General features: G+C 32.0%; 25 protein-coding genes. 23 read left to right on the top strand and 2 right to left on the bottom strand.

Translation table 11 applies throughout. From position 1 onward, the window contains the following. The first annotated feature begins 8 nt into the window (after window positions 1-8). The 11 genes from B5E87_RS07535 (at window position 9) to B5E87_RS07485 (ending at window position 6,862) form a co-directional block, all read left to right on the top strand. Window positions 9-698, top strand: coding sequence for a glycerophosphodiester phosphodiesterase family protein (locus B5E87_RS07535; protein WP_087244318.1), 690 nt, complete (start codon window positions 9-11; stop codon window positions 696-698). A gap of 7 nt (window positions 699-705) precedes the next feature. After that, the gene (locus B5E87_RS07530; protein WP_087244317.1) at window positions 706-1,224 is read left to right on the top strand and encodes an AbrB/MazE/SpoVT family DNA-binding domain-containing protein; all 519 of its coding nucleotides are present in this window, start codon (window positions 706-708) and stop codon (window positions 1,222-1,224) included. After that, the gene (locus tag B5E87_RS07525; protein WP_087244316.1) at window positions 1,215-1,487 is read left to right on the top strand and encodes an RNA-binding S4 domain-containing protein; all 273 of its coding nucleotides are present in this window, start codon (window positions 1,215-1,217) and stop codon (window positions 1,485-1,487) included. Before B5E87_RS07530 ends, B5E87_RS07525 begins: the two co-directional genes overlap by 10 nt. A 57-nt stretch (window positions 1,488-1,544) precedes the next feature. Continuing rightward, window positions 1,545-1,838: a sporulation protein YabP gene (yabP, locus tag B5E87_RS07520; RefSeq protein WP_087244315.1), complete on the top strand. Its 294-nt coding sequence runs from the start codon at window positions 1,545-1,547 to the stop codon at window positions 1,836-1,838. Next, window positions 1,838-2,260: a spore cortex biosynthesis protein YabQ gene (gene yabQ, locus B5E87_RS07515; protein WP_087244314.1), complete on the top strand. Its 423-nt coding sequence runs from the start codon at window positions 1,838-1,840 to the stop codon at window positions 2,258-2,260. Before yabP ends, yabQ begins: the two co-directional genes overlap by 1 nt. Then, on the top strand, window positions 2,221-2,514 hold the full coding sequence (locus B5E87_RS07510; RefSeq protein ID WP_087244313.1) for a septum formation initiator family protein: 294 nt from the start codon (window positions 2,221-2,223) through the stop codon (window positions 2,512-2,514). Before yabQ ends, B5E87_RS07510 begins: the two co-directional genes overlap by 40 nt. 65 nt (window positions 2,515-2,579) lie before the next feature. Next, on the top strand, window positions 2,580-3,338 hold the full coding sequence (locus B5E87_RS07505; protein ID WP_241147147.1) for an alpha/beta hydrolase: 759 nt from the start codon (window positions 2,580-2,582) through the stop codon (window positions 3,336-3,338). 2 nt (window positions 3,339-3,340) lie between these two features. Further along, complete coding sequence (locus B5E87_RS07500) at window positions 3,341-4,159, top strand: HAD family hydrolase (protein WP_087244311.1); 819 nt, start codon at window positions 3,341-3,343, stop codon at window positions 4,157-4,159. Window positions 4,160-4,161: 2 nt separating this feature from the next. Continuing rightward, window positions 4,162-4,980: a Cof-type HAD-IIB family hydrolase gene (locus B5E87_RS07495; protein WP_143746886.1), complete on the top strand. Its 819-nt coding sequence runs from the start codon at window positions 4,162-4,164 to the stop codon at window positions 4,978-4,980. Beyond that, window positions 4,980-5,633: a uracil-DNA glycosylase gene (locus B5E87_RS07490; RefSeq protein ID WP_087244310.1), complete on the top strand. Its 654-nt coding sequence runs from the start codon at window positions 4,980-4,982 to the stop codon at window positions 5,631-5,633. The genes B5E87_RS07495 and B5E87_RS07490 overlap by 1 nt, the downstream gene beginning before the upstream one ends. Next, entirely contained in the window at window positions 5,633-6,862 is a 1,230-nt protein-coding gene (locus B5E87_RS07485) for a bifunctional folylpolyglutamate synthase/dihydrofolate synthase (protein WP_087244309.1), read from the top strand. Before B5E87_RS07490 ends, B5E87_RS07485 begins: the two co-directional genes overlap by 1 nt. Before the next feature lie 40 nt (window positions 6,863-6,902). On the opposite strand, the gene B5E87_RS07480 is transcribed toward B5E87_RS07485, so the two are convergent. Next, window positions 6,903-7,205: a spore coat protein GerQ gene (locus B5E87_RS07480; RefSeq protein ID WP_087244308.1), complete on the bottom strand. Its 303-nt coding sequence runs from the start codon at window positions 7,203-7,205 to the stop codon at window positions 6,903-6,905. A gap of 8 nt (window positions 7,206-7,213) precedes the next feature. After that, entirely contained in the window at window positions 7,214-7,636 is a 423-nt protein-coding gene (locus B5E87_RS07475; protein WP_087244307.1) for a cell wall hydrolase, read from the bottom strand. A gap of 222 nt (window positions 7,637-7,858) precedes the next feature. On the opposite strand from B5E87_RS07475, the gene B5E87_RS07470 reads away from it, so the two are divergent. The 12 genes from B5E87_RS07470 (at window position 7,859) to rplK (ending at window position 16,943) form a co-directional block, all read left to right on the top strand. Further along, on the top strand, window positions 7,859-8,983 hold the full coding sequence (locus B5E87_RS07470) for a glucose-1-phosphate adenylyltransferase (RefSeq protein ID WP_087244306.1): 1,125 nt from the start codon (window positions 7,859-7,861) through the stop codon (window positions 8,981-8,983). Window positions 8,984-9,001: 18 nt separating this feature from the next. Further along, window positions 9,002-10,108, top strand: coding sequence for a glucose-1-phosphate adenylyltransferase subunit GlgD (gene glgD / locus B5E87_RS07465; protein WP_087244305.1), 1,107 nt, complete (start codon window positions 9,002-9,004; stop codon window positions 10,106-10,108). Then, entirely contained in the window at window positions 10,108-11,535 is a 1,428-nt protein-coding gene (gene glgA, locus B5E87_RS07460; RefSeq protein WP_087244304.1) for a glycogen synthase GlgA, read from the top strand. Before glgD ends, glgA begins: the two co-directional genes overlap by 1 nt. 100 nt (window positions 11,536-11,635) lie before the next feature. After that, on the top strand, window positions 11,636-12,151 hold the full coding sequence (locus tag B5E87_RS07455; protein WP_087244303.1) for a hypothetical protein: 516 nt from the start codon (window positions 11,636-11,638) through the stop codon (window positions 12,149-12,151). Window positions 12,152-12,272: 121 nt separating this feature from the next. Beyond that, window positions 12,273-13,610, top strand: a complete 1,338-nt coding sequence (gene cysS / locus B5E87_RS07450) for a cysteine--tRNA ligase (RefSeq protein WP_087244302.1) — start codon at window positions 12,273-12,275, stop codon at window positions 13,608-13,610. Beyond that, window positions 13,610-14,020: a Mini-ribonuclease 3 gene (locus B5E87_RS07445; protein ID WP_087244301.1), complete on the top strand. Its 411-nt coding sequence runs from the start codon at window positions 13,610-13,612 to the stop codon at window positions 14,018-14,020. Before cysS ends, B5E87_RS07445 begins: the two co-directional genes overlap by 1 nt. 19 nt (window positions 14,021-14,039) lie before the next feature. Beyond that, entirely contained in the window at window positions 14,040-14,771 is a 732-nt protein-coding gene (rlmB, locus tag B5E87_RS07440) for a 23S rRNA (guanosine(2251)-2'-O)-methyltransferase RlmB (RefSeq protein WP_087244300.1), read from the top strand. A gap of 12 nt (window positions 14,772-14,783) precedes the next feature. Next, entirely contained in the window at window positions 14,784-15,398 is a 615-nt protein-coding gene (locus B5E87_RS07435; protein ID WP_087244299.1) for a sigma-70 family RNA polymerase sigma factor, read from the top strand. Between the two features lie 38 nt (window positions 15,399-15,436). Beyond that, complete coding sequence (gene rpmG, locus B5E87_RS07430; protein ID WP_087244298.1) at window positions 15,437-15,586, top strand: 50S ribosomal protein L33; 150 nt, start codon at window positions 15,437-15,439, stop codon at window positions 15,584-15,586. A 9-nt stretch (window positions 15,587-15,595) separates the two neighbouring features. Next, window positions 15,596-15,784 carry a preprotein translocase subunit SecE gene (gene secE, locus B5E87_RS07425; protein ID WP_087244297.1) on the top strand — a complete coding sequence of 63 codons (189 nt, stop codon included), beginning with the start codon at window positions 15,596-15,598 and terminating at the stop codon, window positions 15,782-15,784. A 1-nt stretch (window position 15,785) separates the two neighbouring features. Beyond that, a complete protein-coding gene (nusG, locus tag B5E87_RS07420; protein WP_087244296.1) occupies window positions 15,786-16,343 on the top strand; it encodes a transcription termination/antitermination protein NusG in 558 nt (185 codons plus the stop codon). Window positions 16,344-16,523: 180 nt separating this feature from the next. Next, on the top strand, window positions 16,524-16,943 hold the full coding sequence (gene rplK / locus B5E87_RS07415) for a 50S ribosomal protein L11 (protein ID WP_087244295.1): 420 nt from the start codon (window positions 16,524-16,526) through the stop codon (window positions 16,941-16,943). Window positions 16,944-16,950 lie beyond the last annotated feature (7 nt).

Raw genomic sequence — 16,950 nt, 5'->3', positions numbered from 1 at the left:
ATAAAGATATGAAATTATTCGCTCATAGAGGATATAGTGCTCAGTATCCAGAAAATACCATGGAAGCTTTTATTCAAGCTTACCAAAAAGGTTTTGATGGCGTGGAAACAGATGTTCATATGACCAAGGATGGTCAATTGGTTTTGATTCATGATGAAACCATTGATCGAACAAGTGATGGAAAAGGATATATTCAAGACTACACATATGATGAATTAAAAAGATTTTCATTTTCTCATGGATCTGCTGGTTATTATCCTTTACCATTATTAAAAGATTTGCTGACTTTTATTCAAGATAAAGATTTTTTAGTCAATATTGAACTTAAGACAGATGTTATTCATTATACTGAGCTTGAAGAAAAAGTGCATCAGCTGGTCTGTCAGTTAGGTGTTGAAAAGAAAATTTATTATTCATCATTTTATTTACCATCAGTATTAAAAATGAAAAGTCTTTATCCACAAGGATATGTAGGATATTTAATGGAAGAAAATTATGATAAAAAATATCAGGAGCTTCTCAAATATCATATTGGTGCTTTTCATCCACGTTATGATTTTTTAAATAGCCAAAGAATCAAACAATTAAAACAACACAATATTCTTGTTGCTTCATGGACAATTCCTGATTTTAAAGAATATCAAAGATTAAAAGAATTGGGAGTGGATATACTAATATCAAATGAATATTTGAGGTGAAAGAGTCATGAAAACAACTGGAATGGTTAGAAGAATTGATGATTTGGGAAGAATTGTTATTCCTAAAGAAATTAGAAAACAGTTAATGTTGAAAGAAGGAGAAAGTGTTTCGTTTGCAGTAGAACATAATCACATTGTTTTAACAAAATTTTCTATCTTGCATAAATTAAGTCCCACAATTCAAATCTTATTAGAACGTCTTTATAGTAAGTACCATAATACATTTTTACTGTGTGATAAAAGATGTATTGTGGTCTGTTCATCAGATGGACTGGCTAAATATCAAAGACGTGATTTAACAAAAGATTTTCTATTATTATTAGATCAAAAAGAACAGCATATTGAAACGACGATGGAATTTTATGGTAAACAGGAACAAGTGACTATTTATCCATTGCTTTGTGAACAGGAAATACAAGGGGCTTTGATTATGTTAAGTCATCAGACACCTTATTATTTAATGGATCAGACTTTGCTGGATTTTGTGAAAGATATTATTGAGGAGGAAATAGAATCGTGCGTTTAGATAAATTTTTAAAAGTATCAAGAATTATTAAAAGAAGAACTTTGTCCAAAGAAATGAGTGAAGCTTCACGTGTTAAAGTGAATGGAAAGGTCGCAAAACCATCCACTCAATTAAAGATAGATGACATCATTGAAGTAGAATTTGGACGTAGTATTCTTGCGGTGAAAGTCAAAGAATTAAGAGAACATGTTTTAAAAGATGATAGTCATATGTTATATGAAATTATAGAAGAGAAGAAAAAGCCAGAGGTTACAATTTTGTAGACCTCTTTTTAGCATAATTCTTTTTGATATACATATGTTGATGTAGGAGGGTTGAATATGGATAATAGTTTACATTTTGAACAGACGCCTTATCATCATGTATGTTTAAAAGATCGTAAAAGTTTAGAGTTAACAGGAGTTAAAAAAATAGAAAGTTTTGATGCATATGAATTTTTGATTGAAACATCCCTAGGTTATTTAAATATTACAGGAAGTGAACTGACGTTAGTGCGTTTAGATCAAGATCAAAATGAAGTCAGTATTCGTGGCAATATTGATAGTATCAGTTATGTTTCAGATAAGAAAAAGCAACATCCTAAAGAAAAAATGTTTAATAAACTCTTGAAATAATGTCTTTAATTGTACAGTTTCAATGTCTGTTTTATTCCTTTTTATTTGGTTTTGTCATGACGGGTGTTTATCATATCATGAATCGTTTGTTGTATGGTGTTCCCATGTTTTTAAGATACATTTGTCAATGTCTGATAGGTATCTGTTTTGGAATGCTTTATTTCTATGGTTTGGTGTTCTTGAATGAAGGAATTTTAAGACTTTATTTTTTTATTTTTATGTTGATGGGATATTTGTTATATAGTCATTATTATGCGTATTATCTTTTGTACTTTTTAGAAAAGATTGTATCTATTTTCAAAAGAATATTCTCACCTTTTATCTTCTTTTTTCGTTGTATTAATGGTATAATACAAAAAAGAATAGGAAGGATGAAGAGAAAATGGCAAAAAAGAAAACACCAAGATATAAAAAACTCTTAGGCTTTGTCTATATTGGTCTTTCTGCTTTGCTGATTTATACCCTAGGAGTGAATGCTTATCGTGTCATAGGTCAAAAGCAGCAGCTCGCACAACTAGAAGAAAGAAAGGCAGAATTAGAAAAGGAAAAGAAAGAATTATCTGAAGAAGTGGAACTTTTAGCGGATGATGATTATGTTGCCAGATATGCCAGAGAGCAATATATTTTTCCTGATGATGGAGAAGAGGTTATTAAATTACCAGAAACAAAAAAATAAGCTCGGGCTTATTTTTTTGTCTTATCAAAGGAGGTTGTGAAATGTTTGTATCTTTTTGTTTTCCCATGAAAACATTACAGCGAGAACGTGAAATTATTGTATATTTACCAGATGATTATTATCAACAAAATAAAGATTATCCTGTTCTTTATATTCAAGATGGACAAAATGCTTTCTTTGATTATTCCTCTTATTGTGGTATAAGTTGGGGATTTTTAGAGTATGTCAAACAAACAGGAATAGAAATCATCCTTGTCGCCATTCCATGCAATGAAACAGGTTTTAAACGTATGGATGAGTATGGTCCATGGAAGATTAATGAAGCATTGTCTTATCAGGAAACGGGTCAAAAAGGCATGATTATTGGTGGAGAAGGAAAAGCTTATATTGATTGGTTAAAAGATGAGCTTAAACCTTATATTGATCAACGTTTCCGTACCCAAAAAGAAAATACTGGTATTGTGGGTAGCTCTATGGGGGCAGTCATTAGTGCTTATGGGGCTCTTCGTTATCCTGATGTTTTTAAAAAGTGTGCGGCTTTATCTACCGCTTTCTGGTTTTATGTTGATGAATTTTTAGATGTGATCAGGCATCAACAATATAGTCAGGATAATCGTTTTTATTTGGACTTGGGTGAATTTGAAAGTGGTGATGATCAAAAGATTAATCAATGGTACATAGAAAGCAATCAAATCATTTACGAGCAATTACAATCTCGAATAGAACATCTGGAAGCCCATTATTTTGAAGGGGCTGGACATAATGAAAGCGAATGGCGTCAAAGAGTGCCTCTATTCATGGCATTTTTATATGGGGAGGAATGATCATGTATCAAATGATTTTATCCGATTTAGATGAAACATTGTTAGTCAATCATCATGTTCCTAAGTTTAATCAGGAAGCTATCAGACAGCTTAAGGATGTTAAGTTTGTTCCAGCGACGGGACGCTCATTTTCAATGATTGAAGATATTCTTGAAGAAATTGGAACAGCCAAGCAAGCCCATGAATATTCTATTTGTTTTAATGGTGGGCTGATTGTAGAAAATCAAAATGCTCAAATATTGTCTTTTCAGGGATTAACTTTTGATCAGGCTAAACAACTTTTTGACTTAGGAGAAAATTATGATGTATGTATTATGATTTTTACATTAAATCATTGTTATTTATTTAAACCAGATCCAACGGAGATTGCAAGAAAAAAAGCTCAAAAAGCAGCGTTTACGGTTATAGATGATTATCATATGGATTTTTTAAAAAATGAAAAGATTGCGAAATTTTTATATGTCAAACCTGATATGGATTATTTAAAGAGTGTTGAACAAGATTTACCAGAGGATATCAAAAAACAGTTTTCAATCAGTTATTCATCATATCGTTATCTGGAATTTAATCCTTTAGGTGTCAGTAAAGGGGCAGCATTGAAATGGTTAGCTAATTATCTTCATATAGATAAACAAAATGTGATTGCGATTGGTGATAATTATAATGATGTTTCGATGATTCAGGAAGCTGGTTTAGGTGTTTGTGTGGCTGGAGGAGCTCAAGATATTCAAGCCATCAGTGATTATGTTACAACGGTGGACTATGATCAGGGAGCTGTTAAAGAAGTGATTGAAAAATTTATTTTAAAGGGGGAAAAATAAAAGTGAAATATAAAGTGATCGCAAGTGATATGGATGAAACATTGTTGAATGATCAACATAAGATCTGTCAGAGAAATATTGATTTTATACGAATGGCGAAAGAAAAAGGAGTGAAATTTGTCCCAGCAACTGGGCGTGGTTTCATGTCTATTCAACGTGATTTAAAATTATTAGGATTGTATGATATACCACAAGAATATGTCTTATCTTTCAATGGTGGAGCTTTAACAGAAAACAAAGATAATAAGCTTTTATATTTTGAAGGACTTTCTTTTGAAAAGACAAAAGAAATCTTTGAATTTGGTTTACAGCAAGATGTCTGCCAGCATATTTATACAAAGGATAAAGTATATGTTTATAATTTATCTGAATCTGAAGCGAAGCGTATTCGTGAACAACAGGTTGAATGTGAAATCATGACTGAAAATACAATGGATTTTCTAAAGAATGAGCCTATCTCAAAAATCCTTTTCCAAAATACAGATGTACCTTATTTAATGAGTCTGGAACCTCAAATGAAAGCTATCACTGAGGGAATGTGTGCAGTGAGCTATTCTTCTAATCGTTATATGGAATTTAATAAGATTGGTGTGGATAAAGGACAGGGATTAAAACATTTAGCTCAAATCATTGGTGTTGATTTATCTGAATGCATTGCTGTAGGGGATAATTATAATGATTTACCAATGTTAGAAGTTGCTGGTTTATCAGTTGCAGCTAGTAATGCTGTGGAAGATGTGAAAAAAGTTTGTGATGTTGTCACAAAAGCAGACAATAATGAAGGTGTCATTGCTGAAATTGTAGAAAGGTTTATTCTTTAATGGATTTTAAAACAATTATTGATCATGAACGTCAACAGCCTTATTATCAGCAGTTAGAAGCTTTTGTGAATCATGAATATCAGATACATACGGTTTATCCACCTCGCAATCGTATTTTTCATTGCTTTAATTTTAAAGATTATGATGATATTAAAGTTGTCATTATTGGGCAGGATCCTTATCATGAAGAACATCAGGCTAATGGCTTGGCTTTTAGTGTCGCAAAGGGTGTGCAAATTCCACCGAGTCTGGTTAATATTTATAAAGAAGCACATGATGATGTTGGAATTGATATTCCTCGTCATGGTGATTTATCTGCGTGGGCACATCAGGGTGTGTTATTATTAAATACTGTTTTGACAGTACAAGCTCATCGTGCTAATTCTCATAAAGAAAAAGGATGGGAAATTTTCACCAATCATATTATTGAGGCTATGAATCAAAGAGAGAAGCCATTAGTATTTATATTGTGGGGAAGACAGGCTATTGATAAAGCGAAAATGATTGATCAGACCAAACACTGTGTCATTACTAGCCCTCATCCTTCACCTTTATCAGCTTATCGTGGTTTTTTTGGTTCGAAACCTTTTTCTAAAACGAATCAGTTTTTAATAAGTCAAGGGATAGAACCGATAGATTGGAGGATTCGTTAATGTTTACTCATGTGAATGATGCCATTGCATATATAGAATCAAAAAGAAGTAAAAGAACAATTGATCAATTTCGAGAAACCTTAAATAAATGTCACATTTTAATGAAACAAAAAAATATGATACATATTGCTGGAACCAATGGAAAAGGTTCAACTGTGAATTATTTAAGAAGTATCTTAAATGCTCATGGGTATAAAGTTGGAACTTTTACATCACCTTATTTGATCAGTCATAATGATCGTATTCGTGTTGATGATATTCCTATAAGTGATGAAGATTTATTGAAATACGTGAATCAATATTATCGCATCATTGAAGAAGATCAGTTATCTATGTTTGAAATTGATGTCTTAATCATGTTGGCTTATTTTCAATCTTTAGATTTGGATTATCGTATCATTGAAACGGGTATTGGCGGTTTGAATGATAAAACGAATGTCATTGATCCTATTGTCAGTGCCATTACGAATATAGGGCTTGATCATCAAAAACAATTAGGGGATATTTATGATATTATTAATGAAAAAATGGGTATCATAAAACCGAATCAGATGTTTATTACCAGTGAGACAAAGGGAACAATTCTAGCAAGATTTCAAGAACAATGTGATGCTATGGGAGCAGTGATGTATGTCGTTCCAGAATATCAGGTGTCACGTTATCCATTTCATTTTAGATATCGTGATATGGCATTTACCTTGGAAAATCAAGGAATCTATCAGGTAACAAATGCCAGACTTGCTTTAACTATTGCTTCAAAACTTATTAAGTTTGATCCTGTTGTTACACAACCAGCGATTGAACAGGCTTCATGGAAAGGGCGTTATGAAACATTATCTTATCATGATGTACAGGTTGATATTGATGGAGCACATAATATGCCTGGAATCCAAGCTTTGTTGCAGACATTAAGAGTCAAAAAAGAAAAGGATGTAGCGATTGTCTTTTCTTGTTTGAATGATCGTGATGTTGATGAGATGATTGATGAAATGTTAAAAGCAGGTTATCCTGTCTATGTGACAACGTTTCAGGATGAAAGAGCTATTGATTTATCGACCATAGAACCACGTCCTCAATTAACAATTGTTAAAAGTTATATTGAGGCTATGCAGACAGCTTATATAAAAAAACAGCATATTGTGGTAACGGGGTCATTGCATTTTATCTCGAAAGTGAGAAAATATCTGATTGAATTAAAAAATCAGGAATTAAAGAAAGTAAGTGAATAAAAACCAATAAAGAACGAAACTTTATTGGTTTTTTTAATTGCTATCGTGTATTAAAATTGATAGGTTCATCAAATTCGGCCCAAACGAAATAGACAAACTGAAAAATATAATATTTTTGATTTTTTGGGTCACGTACGACAAAATGGTCACGTCCTACTTCTTCGATAATACCTTTGTATATACGATCGCGCCAGTCTTCACTGCCAGTATATGTGAAGTAAAAAGTACCAAGTTTTCCGATATTTAAACGTAAAATATTTTCTAAATAAGTCTGTTCAGAAATGGGAGTTGGTAGAGATGAAGTTTGAGATCCGGGAACGATTGTTTGATTGTTTGTATCCATATATCCTCCTATAAGTCGCAATTTAATTTAGCACCAGGTGCATAGAAACAGTGATTTTTGTAACGTCCGCTGAGTTCGCCATAAAATTGTTGGGGGCATGAGACATTGCTGCCAGGATTTTTAAACCATAAGGCATTTGTAGCTGGTTCAATACGATAACCATCAATATTGCGTAAAGCCAGTTCTTTTTCTTTGGCGTTAACAGGTTGATTGAATAATGGTTGTCCGACCCCAGAAAAAGCATTTTTTTGATAAACAACTTCAGAAATTGTGCGTGTATCTTTAAAAACATCGCAGTTAGCTACGACACGATTTACGACAACATTACCGACCATCAACATACCTTCTTCACCTTCACCTAATGCTTCAGCTTTCATAATGCGTGCCAGTAAATCAACATCAGAATCGTTGTATAAGATTCTAGGAGACATTCTAATCACCTCTATTCACTATATGAAAAAATTTAGAAAAGTTGCTAAAAATAAAAAAATATTGATGAGTTCAATATTATTTAAAAATAGGATGAAATTGATAAAAATTTGATAAAAATTTTTAATTAAAATTGACATGAAATAGTATTTTTTTAAAAAAGATTGTGATAAAATAGAGGTATAGGTAAGCACTTTCACAATCACAATTGAGGAGGAAAAATTATGGGAAAAGAAATTGTTGCGATGATTTTAGCTGGAGGACGTGGAACACGTCTTGAAGCATTAACTGCAAAAGTAGCGAAACCTGCTGTACATTTTGGAGGAAAGTATAGAATTATAGACTTTCCTTTAAGTAATTGTGCGAACTCTGGAATTGATGTTGTTGGAGTTTTGACACAATACGAATCAGTCTTGCTTGGAACATATGTAGGTGCTGGAACTAAGTGGGGACTTGATGGAAATAACTCATTAGCTGCTATCTTACCAGCTCGTGAAAGAGGTGGAGTTGGAGCAACATGGTATGCAGGAACAGCTGATGCCATTTATCAGAATATCAGTTTCTTAGATCAATATGATCCTGAATATGTTTTGATTTTATCAGGAGACCATATTTATAAGATGGATTATGCTGAAATGTTGGCAGCACATAAAGAAAAAGGTGCTGATTTAACAGTGGCTGTTTTAAATGTTTCTTTAAAAGAAGCAAGTCGTTTTGGTATTATGAATACAAATAAAGATGGTTCAATTTATGAATTTGAAGAAAAACCTGAAAAACCAAAATCAACTTTGGCATCTATGGGTATTTATATCTTTACTTATAAAGAATTAAGAAAATATTTGATTGAAGATGCAAAAGATGAAAATAGTAAACATGATTTTGGTATGAATATCATTCCAATGATGTTAGAAGATAAGAAAAAATTATATGCTTATGAATTCTCTGGTTATTGGAAAGATGTTGGAACTGTGGAAAGTTTATGGCAAGCCAATATGGACTTGTTAGATGATAAAGAGTTAGATCTTTATAATGTGAAAAAGGATTGGAAAATCTATACTGAAGATACATTGAGTAAACCTCAAATTATTGGTGAAGAAGCATCAATTAAGCATTCACTTGTTACTCAAGGTTGTATCGTTAATGGCGATGTAGAAGGTTCTGTCTTATTCAACAATGTATATATCGGTGAAGGTGCAAAGGTTGTTGATTCTGTCTTAATGCCAGGTGTATTGGTAGAAGAGGGTGCAGAAATCTACAAAGCTATTGTTGATGAAGGTGTTGTCATTAAATCAACTGACGTCATCAATAAAGAAGCTAAAGAAGTGGAACTTGTCAGTGACAATGCATAATAAGAGGGGGTTAACGAGATGGCAAAAGTAGTTGGATATATAAATTTACACTCTGATGTTTCATATAAAGGTTTAACAGAAAAAAGACCAGTAGCTTCAGTAAGCTTTTTAGGTCGTTATGGAATTATTGATTTTGTTTTATCAAATATGTCAAATTCTAATGTGGATACAGTAGGTATTCTTATTAAAGAAAAACCAAGATCATTGTTTAAACATTTAGGAAATGGAAACTCTTGGAATTTTAACTCTAAATCTGGAGGAGTTTCACTTTTATATAATGAAAAATATGCAAATAGTTCAATGTATAATCATGATATTAATAATATTGTGGAAAATATTGCTTTTCTTGAAAAATCAAAAGCAGATTATGTTGTGATTGCACCAGCTCATATTATTACAACAATGAATTATGCTGATGTTGTTGATGCACATGCAAAATCTGGTGCTGAAATTACAATGGTTTATCAAAAAATCGATAATGCTGATGAAACATTTGTTGGTTCTGATTTCTTACGTTTAAAAGGTAAACAAGTTATGGAAATCAAGAATAATAAAGGAAATAGAAAAGAGAGAAATATTTCTTTAGAAACATATGTTATTAATAAAAAGACATTATTAAAATTAATTAGCTATGCTCAAAAGATTAGTTCATTCTTTAATTTAAGAGATACACTTGCTTACTTATGTGATGAAAGAAAAATCATGGCTTATGAATATAAAGGTTTTGCAAGATGCATTGATTCTTATGAAGCTTATTATAAAGTGAGCATGGAATTCTTGGATATGGATGTTTCAACACAAGTCTTTAAGAGTACTTGGCCAATCTTTACCAATACAAATGATACACCACCTACAAAATATTTAAAGAATGCTGTTGTTAAAAAATCATTTGTGGCTAATGGGGCTATCATTGATGGTGAAGTTGATGGATGTATTTTATCACGAAATGTTACAATTGGTAAAAATGCCGTTGTGAAAAATTGTATTATATTAAATGGTTCTAAAGTTTGCGCAGGAGCTCATTTGGAAAATGTAGTTATTGATAAAGATGCTCGTGTAGAAAAGAAAACAGAGCTTATTGGTGAAGGAGAACCACTTTATGTTAAAGAAGGGGATGTTGTATAATGAAAATCGTATTTGCAACAAGTGAAGCGAATCCCTATATTAAATCAGGTGGTTTAGCAGATGTTTTAGGATCACTTCCAAAAGCACTTGTTCAAAAAGGACATGAATGTATTGTTGTTTTGCCTAAATATCAGGATATGAAATTGGCAGATACAATTGAATATGTGACAAACTATGATATCTGGGTTGGTTGGAGAAAATGCTATTGTGGTGTTTTTAAAGCTGAATATGATGGTGTCACTTATTATTTCATTGATAATGAACAATACTTTAGAAGACCTGGTTTATATGGTTATGATGATGATAATGAAAGATTTGCATTTTTTGACTTTGCAGTTTTAGAATTGTTATCACACATTGATATTAAACCAGACATCTTACATTTACATGATTGGCAAACGGCCATGATTGCCACATTATATAAAGAAAGATATGCATATTATGAATATTATCAAGGTATTAAAATTGTTTTCACAATCCATAATATTGCATATCAGGGAAAATGTGATCCTGCATTGTTAAGTGATCATTTTGGATTAGATAATTATCTCTATTATAATGGTAACTGCCGTAATGATGGATGTTTCAATATGATGAAAGCGGCTATTTATTATAGTGATATTATTACGACTGTATCACCAACTTATGCTAAAGAAATATTAACAGATAGCTTTGGTGAAGGATTACAGAATATCTTACAAATGCGTCGTCATGATTTGTATGGTATTTTAAATGGTATTGATTATGAAACAATCAATCCTGCCACAGATCCTGAAATTGTAGAACATTTTGACATTACAAATGTTGATGAAAAGAAAGTTATTAATAAATTAGCTTTACAAAAAGAATGTGGATTGCCAGAAAATAAAGATGTCCCATTAATTGGTATTGTCACAAGATTGACTTGGCAAAAGGGATTAGATTTAATTATTAATCGTATGGAAGAATTGATGAAACGTGATGTTCAAGTTGTGATTTTAGGTGCTGGTGATCAAAAATATGAAGAACCACTTAAAGGAATAGCAGCTTATCATAATCAAAAGTTATCATTAAATCTTAAATATGACTTTGGTTTATCTTGTCGTATCTATGCTGGTTGTGATATGTTCTTGATGCCATCATTATTTGAACCTTGTGGTTTATCACAAATGATGTCACTTCGTTATGGAACAATACCAATTGTCAGAGAAACAGGTGGATTAAAGGATAGCGTGGAACCATATAATGAGTATGAAAATACAGGTGATGGATTCAGCTTTAAAAATTATAATGCACATGAAATGATGGACATTATTGACTATGCATTAAAGGTTTATCAGGATAAAGAAAAATGGCAAGGATTGGTTCATCGTGCAATGGAAGCGAAACTTGATTGGGATAAAAGTGCTGATGCCTATTTGAAAGTTTTTAATTCATTGTTAGATTAATAAAGGGGATAGGGAAACCTATCTCTTTTGTTTGATAAAGAAATTTTATTTGATTTTCAGAGTTGAGTTTAGTACAATGTTTCCATAAGGAGGGAGGAAAATGAAGATCTCAATCAAAATTTTGGCGGTTTTATTATTGGTTGTGACTCTTTTTGCATGTGAAAAGGAGAAAACAGATATATCTTTAGAAAGAGATGGAACTCTTTATGAAGTCGCTGATCAGGTTTCCTTCTATTACCCTAAAGATTTTCAATTAAATGTGAACAATGAAAATCAAAAAGATGTTCGATTTACAAAAAATGATGAAATGTATATTTACGCAACAATCATTGATGATACGGATAATGTTTTAAATGAATTGCCTCAATTATATGGAGGACAATTGGAAGAAGAAGGTGCCATTGATGTTTATTATTATAAGGAAGTTATTCCAAGTGGTATCGAGTGTTATCAGTTTACAGGGACTTATCAGGCTTCGGGTATGAAATTTGTACAAATGGTATATTTTACTGAGGAAGCAAGTTATATTTATAGTTATCAAGCTCCAGAAAATGTATATGATGAACAAAGTGGAGTGGCTTTACAGTATTTAGAATCTTTGACAGTTCATCATTAATCTTGATTAACTCATATGAATTTGTTATAGTATTGATAGATAAAGAGTTAATAAAGCATTTGATAAGGTTAATAGAAGTGAAATCTTTATCATATGCTTTTTTATTTAAGGAGGAAAGGAAATGAAGCTGTTTAATTCACTCACAAATCAAAAGGAAGAGTTTGTTCCAATTAAAAAGGGAGAAGTCAGTATTTATGTTTGTGGACCAACGGTTTACAATTATGTGCATATTGGTAATACACGTCCAATGATTGTGTTTGATATATTGAGAAGAACTTTTGAATATTTAGGTTATAAGGTGACATTTGTTTCTAATTTTACGGATGTAGATGATAAAATCATAAAAGCTGCTAAAGAAGAAGGTGTCAGTGAAAAAGAATTAACAGATAAATATATTAAAGCCTATGAAGATGTTCGTAGAGGTTTAAATTTGTTGTTTCCAACTTATGCTCCACGTGTAACTGAAACGATGCAGCCTATTATTGATTTTATTGCTGGTCTTGTTGAACAGGGATATGCATATGAAGTTGATGGCGATGTTTATTTTAGAGTTACAAAAATACATGAATATGGGATGTTATCAGGGATTAAAATTGAAGATTTGATTGCTGGAGCAAGTGAACGTGTGGATGATAATGATAAAAAAGAAAGCTCAACAGATTTTGCATTATGGAAAAAAACAGATGAAGGAATTCAATTTGATAGTCCATGGTCTAAAGGAAGACCAGGATGGCATACAGAATGTGTTGTTATGATTAATGATATCTTTGAAAATGGACGCATTGATATTCATGGTGGTGGACAGGATTTAAAATTCCCACATCATGAAAATGAAATTGCACAGTCTATGGCATGTCATCATCATCCGATTGCACATATCTGGATGCATAATCAGATGATTAATATTAATAATCAGAAAATGTCAAAATCTTTAGGAAATGTTTTATGGGCTAAAGATTTATTAGAACAGCTTGGCTGCAATGTTTATAAATGGCTCATGCTTTCTACACATTATCGTAATCCATTGAATTTTACAGATGAAGTTTTGAATAATGTGAAAAAAGAAGTTGAAAAAGTAGAAAATATTATTAAACAAGTGTCTTTATATTTACAGATTCAACATATTGATCATAAAGATTATTATAAAAATATTGTGGATCAAATGGTGGAAGCATTGAGTGATGATTTGAATACTTCATTAGCATTGTCACAAATTTTAGGACAAGTGAAAGTTTTGAATCAATTGATGAGAGTCAAAGAAAAAGATGATTTAGAAATATCAAAGAATTATCAGACGTTGCTGTGTATGTTAGATACAATGGGATTTGTTTATAATCCAAAACAGTTAAGTGATAGTGAAATTGCTTTATATCAGCAATGGCAAAAAGAAAAAAGTGCAAAGAATTTTGAACAGGCAGATTTATTAAGACAAGAATTACAGAATAAAGGAATTTTATAATGAAACCAGAATTAATAAATGTATTAGCTTTAGCGTATTTAGGTGATAGTGTTTTTGAGGTTTATGTGAGAGAATATCTATTGGTTGAAAAAGGCATCATGAAGCCAGATTTATTACAGCAGGCCTCTAAGTCATTTGTCAGTGCCAAAGCTCAGGCGGCATTTATGCAGGAAGCTATTTTGAAACAATGGTTAAGTGAAGAAGAAATAAGTATTTATAAAAGAGGGAGAAATGCGAAGAGTCGACATGTACCGAAAAATACATCAGTATTTATTTATAATCAGTCGACAGGTTTTGAAGCGTTGATAGGACATTTGTATTTATTAAAGAAGCAAGAGAGAATAACAGAAATTTTTGAGTTATTTAAATTATTTGTTTGTGAAAATGAGAAAAACATGAGAAAAATTTGAGACGCATGGAGTGAAAAATATGACACAATATATTTATGGAAAAAACACAGTTATAGAATCTTTAAAGGGAAATAAACCAGTTTATGAGGTTTATTTGATGAAAAATGCAAAAGATGATAAAGTTCTTTCCCTTGCAAAAGCTAAACATGTGAAGGTGCATATGGTGCGTCATAAAGATGAGTTAAATCAACTTGTTGGATCTGTTGTTCATCAAGGTATTGTGGCAGCAGTACAAGATTATCGTTATTATACGCTTGAAGAAATTTTAAATGCTATTCCACAAGGGAAACAACCATTGTTGCTGATGCTTGATGGTTTGGAAGATCCACATAATCTAGGAGCTATTTTAAGAACTTGTGATGCTATTGAAGTCGATGGTGTTATTATTGGTAAAAATAGGAGTGTAGGATTATCTGCAACCGTAGCTAAAGTATCTACTGGAGCCATTGATTATGTGAAAGTTGCACAAGTGACGAATTTATCAAGAACTTTAGACGATTTAAAGGAAAAAGGTTTTTGGGTTGTTGGTTGTGACTTAGATGAATCACAGGACTATCGTGCCATTGATTACAATATGCCTCTTGTCGTTGTGATTGGCTCAGAGGGGTTTGGTATATCACGTCTGGTTAAAAAGCATTGTGATATGAATGTTGTTTTACCTATGACGGGACATGTTACGTCTTTAAATGCTTCTGTTGCTTCAGCGATTATACTTTATCAGATTTACAATTCACGTCATCCTTTAAAGTAGAAAGGAGGTAGCATGCAAGGCTACAACTATGATGATGAATTGGTTTATTTAATGCGATGTGGCAGTGAGGAAGCTCAAGATATACTTTATAAACGCTATTATCGCAGAGTTTCAAAATGGGTATTAGCTTTTACAAAATATTTTATAAATGGTTATGAATATGAAGATTTTATTCAAATGGCTATGATGGGTTTTCATGATATTCTGGATAGTTATCGTGATGACCAAAAAGCAAGCTTATCGACATTTATGAAGATTGCTATTACCAAACGTATTTTAAGTTTAATGCGTGTGAATAAGGATGTTTGTTATCGTGCAGGAATGACAATTCTTTCCTTGGATAGTTATACGAGTGAAGATGAAGATACACGCTATATAGATCTGGTCGCTGATATTCATGAACGTTATCAGCCTGAAGTTCATCTGATTGTTAAAGAAACAGCTACTTACTATGCTTTACAGATTGATGCCAAAACATCACAACGTGAAAAGATGGTTATGAATTACAAAAAGGCTGGTTATGACGAAGTAGAAATTGCAAAAAAGCTTCATATTTCAGTAAAAAGTGTCTATAATGCGGTTTATCGCTATTCAAAGAAAATAGTTGCCATTGACGAGCTAAAATAAATATGTTAAATTATATTAACGGTAAAGGAGTGATGAACATGAAACAAAAAGTAATCTTGGTTTGTAGTGAGTGTTTATCACGTAATTATTCAGTCACTAAAAATAAAAGATTAAATGTAGAAAGACTTGAGTTAAGAAAATATTGTAAAAAATGTGGAAAACATACAATCCATAAAGAAACAAAATAGGAGGTAGACATGAAAATCAAAGAATGGTGTACACTAAAGGGTATTCGTGCTGAAATCAAGAATATTCATTGGTTAACAAAAAAAGAATTGGCTTATAATTCAGTTGTTGTTTTGGCTTTTTGCTTTTTGTTTGGAATTTACTTTTATGGTAGCGATGCAGTTATTGCATTAATTTTAAAAGCATTGGGGTTGAATTAAGATGTCTGGAATGAATGATGAAGGAAGACGCTGGTATGTTGTGAATACATATTCAGGTCATGAAAATAAAGTTAAAGAAAATTTAGAAAAACGTGTTGAATCAATGGGATTACAGGACTGTTTATTTAATATTGTGATTCCTGAACACGTAGAAACTGAAATCAAAGATGGTAAAAAAATTAATAAAACGAAAAATATGTTTCCTGGTTATGTACTGGTAGAAATGATCATGACAGATGAAGCATGGTATATTGTTCGTAATACATCAGGAGTAACTGGGTTTATTGGATCTTCTGGTGGTGGAGCGAAACCATTCCCATTACCTAAGGAAGAAATTGATCCTATTTTAAAAAGTATGGGTATCAAAACATCTCAAGTTGAAGTTGATTTTGGTGTTGGTGATGAAGTTCGTGTTGTTTCTGGTCCATTTGCTGGAAAACAGGGAAAAGTGGAATCTATTGATCATGAAAAAGAAGAAGCTTCTGTTTTGATTGATTTCTTAGGTAATCAAAATTTAATGGAAATTGGGCTTGTTCAGTTAGAAAAAGTTGAATTATAATGAAAAGACCTGAAATATGGTCTTTTTTTGATAAAAAAGTTGATTTATTCAATAAAAAACTATTGCATTCCTTAATAGATTATGTATAATAATTAAACGACGCAATATGTGTTACTATGCGTGGGAGGATTGACTGTCCTGTACCACAGCACGGACAAATTTTTATAGGAGGTGTGTCGCGTGAGTAAAAAAGTCACAAGAGTTATGAAAATTCAATTCCCTGCTGGGGGAGCAAAACCAGGGCCAGCTTTAGCAGGTGCTGGAATTCAGATGCCAAAATTCTGTACTGCTTTCAACGATCAAACTAAAGATCGTATGGGAGAAACTGTACCAGTTGTTTTGACAATCTATGAAGATAAAAGTTTTGATTTCGTATTAAAAACTGCTCCAACTGCAGAAATGATCAAAAAGGCATGTGGAATTAAGAAAGCTGCTTCTGATTCTAAACAAACAGTTGCAACTTTATCAGCTGAAAAATTAAAAGAAATCGCTGAATACAAAATGCCTGATTTAAATGCTAACGATTTAGAAGGAGCTATGAAAATCGTAGCTGGTACTGCTCGTAATATGGGTGTAAAAGTTGAAGGCTTAGATGCTTAATTTAATG

This window comes from Massilimicrobiota sp. An142, from assembly GCF_002160725.1.
In the GTDB taxonomy this organism is placed as follows: Bacteria; Bacillota_I; Bacilli_A; order Erysipelotrichales; family Coprobacillaceae; genus Allocoprobacillus; species Allocoprobacillus merdigallinarum.
Note: the sequence above shows the minus strand (reverse complement) of the source record. Positions and strands in the feature narration are given on the sequence as shown.

Excerpts from the sequence above, each read along its gene's own strand:
- B5E87_RS07480 (WP_087244308.1), bottom strand. The coding sequence starts at position 7,205 with ATGGATACAAACAATCAAACAATCGTTCCCGGATCTCAAACTTCATCT.
- secE (WP_087244297.1), top strand. The coding sequence starts at position 15,596 with ATGAAAATCAAAGAATGGTGTACACTAAAGGGTATTCGTGCTGAAATC.
- yabP (WP_087244315.1), top strand. The coding sequence starts at position 1,545 with ATGGATAATAGTTTACATTTTGAACAGACGCCTTATCATCATGTATGT.
- rpmG (WP_087244298.1), top strand. The coding sequence starts at position 15,437 with ATGAAACAAAAAGTAATCTTGGTTTGTAGTGAGTGTTTATCACGTAAT.
- glgD (WP_087244305.1), top strand. The coding sequence starts at position 9,002 with ATGGCAAAAGTAGTTGGATATATAAATTTACACTCTGATGTTTCATAT.
- B5E87_RS07530 (WP_087244317.1), top strand. The coding sequence starts at position 706 with ATGAAAACAACTGGAATGGTTAGAAGAATTGATGATTTGGGAAGAATT.
- nusG (WP_087244296.1), top strand. The coding sequence starts at position 15,786 with ATGTCTGGAATGAATGATGAAGGAAGACGCTGGTATGTTGTGAATACA.
- B5E87_RS07485 (WP_087244309.1), top strand. The coding sequence starts at position 5,633 with ATGTTTACTCATGTGAATGATGCCATTGCATATATAGAATCAAAAAGA.
- B5E87_RS07505 (WP_241147147.1), top strand. The coding sequence starts at position 2,580 with ATGAAAACATTACAGCGAGAACGTGAAATTATTGTATATTTACCAGAT.
- B5E87_RS07510 (WP_087244313.1), top strand. The coding sequence starts at position 2,221 with ATGGCAAAAAAGAAAACACCAAGATATAAAAAACTCTTAGGCTTTGTC.
- B5E87_RS07470 (WP_087244306.1), top strand. The coding sequence starts at position 7,859 with ATGGGAAAAGAAATTGTTGCGATGATTTTAGCTGGAGGACGTGGAACA.
- rlmB (WP_087244300.1), top strand. The coding sequence starts at position 14,040 with ATGACACAATATATTTATGGAAAAAACACAGTTATAGAATCTTTAAAG.
- B5E87_RS07500 (WP_087244311.1), top strand. The coding sequence starts at position 3,341 with ATGTATCAAATGATTTTATCCGATTTAGATGAAACATTGTTAGTCAAT.
- yabQ (WP_087244314.1), top strand. The coding sequence starts at position 1,838 with ATGTCTTTAATTGTACAGTTTCAATGTCTGTTTTATTCCTTTTTATTT.
- B5E87_RS07435 (WP_087244299.1), top strand. The coding sequence starts at position 14,784 with ATGCAAGGCTACAACTATGATGATGAATTGGTTTATTTAATGCGATGT.
- B5E87_RS07455 (WP_087244303.1), top strand. The coding sequence starts at position 11,636 with ATGAAGATCTCAATCAAAATTTTGGCGGTTTTATTATTGGTTGTGACT.
- B5E87_RS07445 (WP_087244301.1), top strand. The coding sequence starts at position 13,610 with ATGAAACCAGAATTAATAAATGTATTAGCTTTAGCGTATTTAGGTGAT.
- cysS (WP_087244302.1), top strand. The coding sequence starts at position 12,273 with ATGAAGCTGTTTAATTCACTCACAAATCAAAAGGAAGAGTTTGTTCCA.
- glgA (WP_087244304.1), top strand. The coding sequence starts at position 10,108 with ATGAAAATCGTATTTGCAACAAGTGAAGCGAATCCCTATATTAAATCA.
- B5E87_RS07535 (WP_087244318.1), top strand. The coding sequence starts at position 9 with ATGAAATTATTCGCTCATAGAGGATATAGTGCTCAGTATCCAGAAAAT.
- B5E87_RS07490 (WP_087244310.1), top strand. The coding sequence starts at position 4,980 with ATGGATTTTAAAACAATTATTGATCATGAACGTCAACAGCCTTATTAT.
- B5E87_RS07475 (WP_087244307.1), bottom strand. The coding sequence starts at position 7,636 with ATGTCTCCTAGAATCTTATACAACGATTCTGATGTTGATTTACTGGCA.